At 42.7% G+C, this 4229-nt stretch carries 3 protein-coding genes; all 3 read right to left on the bottom strand.

Features of this window, described 5'->3' with window-relative positions; all coding sequences use genetic code 11:
• Positions 1 to 210: 210 nt before the first annotated feature.
• Positions 211 to 1464 (bottom strand): C4-dicarboxylate transporter DcuC, encoded by a 1254-nt coding sequence (gene dcuC, locus RYM16_RS08790; RefSeq protein ID WP_314983371.1) that lies wholly within the window; start codon positions 1462 to 1464, stop codon positions 211 to 213.
• A gap of 126 nt (positions 1465 to 1590) precedes the next feature.
• Positions 1591 to 2835, bottom strand: a complete 1245-nt coding sequence (locus tag RYM16_RS08785) for a M20 family metallo-hydrolase (protein WP_314983370.1) — start codon at positions 2833 to 2835, stop codon at positions 1591 to 1593.
• A gap of 20 nt (positions 2836 to 2855) precedes the next feature.
• Positions 2856 to 4151 carry an amidohydrolase gene (locus tag RYM16_RS08780; RefSeq protein WP_314983369.1) on the bottom strand — a complete coding sequence of 432 codons (1296 nt, stop codon included), beginning with the start codon at positions 4149 to 4151 and terminating at the stop codon, positions 2856 to 2858.
• Positions 4152 to 4229: the final 78 nt, after the last annotated feature.

Below are 4229 nucleotides of genomic sequence, written 5' to 3'. Positions count from 1 at the left end.
CTTTGGTATCCATAAATTTTGTTTATATCTATTTTTATAAAAGATACGAAAAAATCATGGAATTAAAAACTTAATTATAGACGAAAAACTAAATTATAAAACAAAGAACCCCGTCATGACATAGATAATCATGACGGGGTTTAGTTTATATAGTCTTATCTAAACTTCAATTTAAATCTCAGTTTAAAGCACTACCATAGTTCTATTTAATTATAGTAACAATAGCATAATGACTACTGTCGCAATGATACATGGCACTGCATTACGCTTCGCCATTTCCATAGGATTAATCCCCGCAATACCTGCGACGATGATACCTGCACCTGCTACTGGACTCATACTGCGACCGATGCCTGCACCGATTTGCGCCATAGAGCCAAGTTCCATGATGCCATACCCAAAGTCTGCTGCATGTGGTGTTACAGCACCATTAAAAGCAAGGGCTGCTGCATTACCAGAACCAGAGATAACAGCCAACAAGAATGGACCAAAGGCCGCACCAATTTGAGCGATTTGTTGAGAGTTCTTCATTCCATCAATAAGAGCACTAGTAAGACCAATCAGTTGCATACCAGCTGTGAAGCATGCTGCAGCAGCCATGAGGCCTACTACATCACACATACCATCGCCAGTACCGCGGAAGAACTTCTTCACCGCTTCTGTTACATTAGGACGAACCGCTACGATACCAATTGCTGTACCGATGAGCATAGATACAGGAACGGAAACTTCCGGAATCACTGCCACTTGTTTACTGCCTAGTACAAGCAATACAAGAGGAATGATAGGGATAATAGCATAGAGATAATTTACTTTAAACTCTTTACCTTCCTCAGCAGTATCATTTTTCATCACATACCCTGTATGTTCTTTCTTAACGATAGCTACGATGTTAAGTAAGATTGCGGCTACTACGATACCAATCATGGCTTGCATGGAGAAGCTCGCAATAACTGTCATTACATCTACACCCGCTAGTTGTGCTACTTGAGGGTTAAACATAAGGCCTGGGCTCAAGGAGCTACCCCATGTACCTAAGAAAATAGCAGAACCTGCCATGGCAGGATGTACACCAGAGCGAATAAGAGCTGGAATCAAGAGCGCACCAACCGCTGCCGCACAGCCTGCCGCTGTAGGTAACGCAATATTGATCAAGAACGTAATAATAACAGCAGCTGGAATGATGATTTTAGTCATCTTTTTAAGGCCTGCAGAGATGAAATACACCATGTGTTCTGTACATTTTGTGTATTCCATAACATAACTAAAACCAAGCACTGTACAAATAGTTGGTACAAGACCAGGATTTGTAAGTTCTTTTACAAAAGCTGTCGTACCAGCACCAAGCTGCCCACCAATAAAGCACATTAATAAACCCGACAATAAGAGAACGAGCCGCGTTTCATACTGTTTAATAATAGCAATAAATGTTGCCACTACAATAACAACACCAGCAATAACCATAAACTCTCCAATCTGCATATTCCTAGTGCAAGTAGATTCGAAACTCTACCAGAGAAAATCCTAGAAATATACATTCCTACATACACATTCTGACACACACTTTTACATATACAACGTTAACTACTCTTAAGCAAGTTGTGTAGCCTCTAGGCTAAGTTTGCGTAGTACATTATCTAGCACTTGAGCACCCATTACGATATCATCCATGTCAGCATACTCCGCTGGATTATGACTAATCCCATTAAGGCATGGAATAAAGATCATGCCCGTTGGCACATCGTCAGCCCAATGCATGGCATCGTGACCAGCACCGCTCGGCAGAGCCATATATTCTACGCCTAACGATGTAACAACCTCTTCAATTTCTCTAATCATAGCAGGATGCATCGCTACTGGATGATCTTGTGCAATAGGTTCAATCGTATAGGATAAGCCACGTTTTTCAGCAGTGAAATCGATAAATTCTTTAACCAATGTAACCACCGAGTTGCGAGCAACCTCAGAGATACTGCGGATATCTACGCCTAGCTTCACTGCTCCAGGAATGACGTTCATCGCCCCCGGTGTAACCTCTACAATACCGACAGTGCCTACTACTGGAGGTTCCTCTTGCATGGCAGCGATTTCCTCGATACCAAGGATAATTTTGGACGCTCCACAGAGTGCATCATGGCGCAAGTTCATCGGCGTAGCCCCACTATGGTCCGCATTACCACGAATGGTCACATAAAACCGTTCTGGTGCTGCAATTCCAGTGACAATACCGATACGTTTCTGTTCGTGCTCTAGTACCTTGCCTTGCTCGATGTGGATTTCTGTAAAAGATTTTACAGGTCGCTTGTATTCCACCTGCTCAATTTCATCTGGATTTAAGTTGCGACCTTTCAAAACATCGTATAAGGAAGTGCCTTGTTTATCTGCTAAGCGATGTAAGTCTTGTACGGTCAACTCACCGCGCATCGCCTTACTCCCCAGTGTGGAATCCCCAAAGCGGCCAGACTCTTCACACATAAAGGACACAACAGCAATCGTATGATCGTGGTCAAAACCATCATCATTCATACTACGCACGGCTTCAATGGCAGACAATACACCTACAACGCCGTCGTAATTGCCCCCATTAGGAACGCTATCCGTATGAGAGCCAACCATGACTACTGGCAATTCAGGCTTCTTACCGATTTTATAACCGACGACATTACCAAATCCATCCGTTTCAACAGCGAGTCCCGCATCAATCATGCGATCTATAATATATTGACGGCCTGCCCAGTCTGCATCGGTGAAAGCAAGGCGATTAATGCCTTCACCAGGTGCAGTAAAGTGTGACATAGCTTCAAAATCGTTAGCTAAGCGTTCCCGTTGAATCATAACAAACCTCACAATCTATATTATTTCAAATAGTGAGCTGCAATAGTTCCTAATGCAATAACACCGTTAAGCATATCCTCTTCATCGATATCAAAGAGTGGGTTGTGATGTGGAGCTTTAATAGCGGAGCCTACTAGCATATACGTGCCCATGCCACCGCGGCTAATTACGCGATTCAAGAAGTATGCACAGTCTTCACTACCGCCGCCACTATAATCTAATGGAACGTCTCTAAAGATACCAAGAGGCTTAATAATAGATTGGATTTCAGGAGCCAATTCATCGCTCATACGACAAGATGGAGTTTCACCTTGTTTTATAATTTCATAGGTACAATCATGCATTTCTGCAGCGGCTTTAATAATAGTTTCTGCACGGCCGATTACGTAATCATTGATTTCTGTAGTAGCCCCACGAGTTTCTAATTTAAGAACTGCTGTATCCGGCGTTACATTGCGGCCAGTACCACTTTCAAAAATACCAACATTCATACGAGAAGCGCCTTTACCGTGGCGAGCAATGGCTTGTAAATTAAGCACTGCTGTACAGCCTGCAAGCATTGCATTTTTCGCTTTATCTGGAGAGCTACCAGCATGAGCAGCATAACCGTGGAACACAGCATCAAGTTTTGTAGTAGCCAAGAAGCCATGATTACTACAAGCAAAACAATTTGCATAGTTTTCATTGAAGCCAATGTGCAAACCAAACATGTAGTCTACATCATCTACTACGCCGGCGTTAACCATCGCTTTAGCACCGCGCACGCCTTCCTCTGCAGGTTGGAAGATCAATTTAATAGTACCTTTGAATTGATCTTTATGCTCTGCCACATATTCTGCAAGACCAATACCCATTGCCATATGTGCATCATGACCACAAGCATGCATCGCTTTATCATGACAAGAGCGATAGCCACCCTTAACCGGTGCATGGCTAGCCTCTTTAGATTCGATAACATCATTAGAGTCCATATCTACACGGAATGCCACTACAGGACCGCCATCACTGAACTTCATAGTTGCTACAATCGCTGTTTTACCAAAGCCCAATTTTTCTACTAACTCTGGATTCGCACCTTCATCGATGGCACGAGCCATAGCAGCACTCATAACATCCTTACTAGGCAAGCCCATGCGAGAATCCAAATCAAGAACTTCTTCGCCTAACGCTACATCATAACCCAAGGAAATGAGCGCTTCCGCAATCTTAGCTGCAGAACGATATTCTAGCCAAGCAGTTTCAGGATACTTATGAAAATCACGGCGCATTCCAATTAATGCTTCACGGCGTTTTTGTACGAAATCTTTTACAGACATACTTACCTCCTAAAATACAATAAATACCTATACTTCAACTATATGAAGAGCTACACAAATAGCTAATTAAATAGTCAA

Origin of the sequence: uncultured Veillonella sp. (assembly GCF_963524655.1) — a bacterium.
In the GTDB taxonomy this organism is placed as follows: Bacteria; Bacillota; Negativicutes; order Veillonellales; family Veillonellaceae; genus Veillonella.
The sequence above is the reverse complement of the archived record's forward strand: the minus strand, read 5'-3'. Positions and strand labels throughout refer to the sequence as shown.

Coding starts and splice junctions, on each gene's coding strand:
- dcuC (WP_314983371.1), bottom strand. CDS start 1,464: ATGGTTATTGCTGGTGTTGTTATTGTAGTGGCAACATTTATTGCTATT.
- RYM16_RS08785 (WP_314983370.1), bottom strand. CDS start 2,835: ATGATTCAACGGGAACGCTTAGCTAACGATTTTGAAGCTATGTCACAC.
- RYM16_RS08780 (WP_314983369.1), bottom strand. CDS start 4,151: ATGTCTGTAAAAGATTTCGTACAAAAACGCCGTGAAGCATTAATTGGA.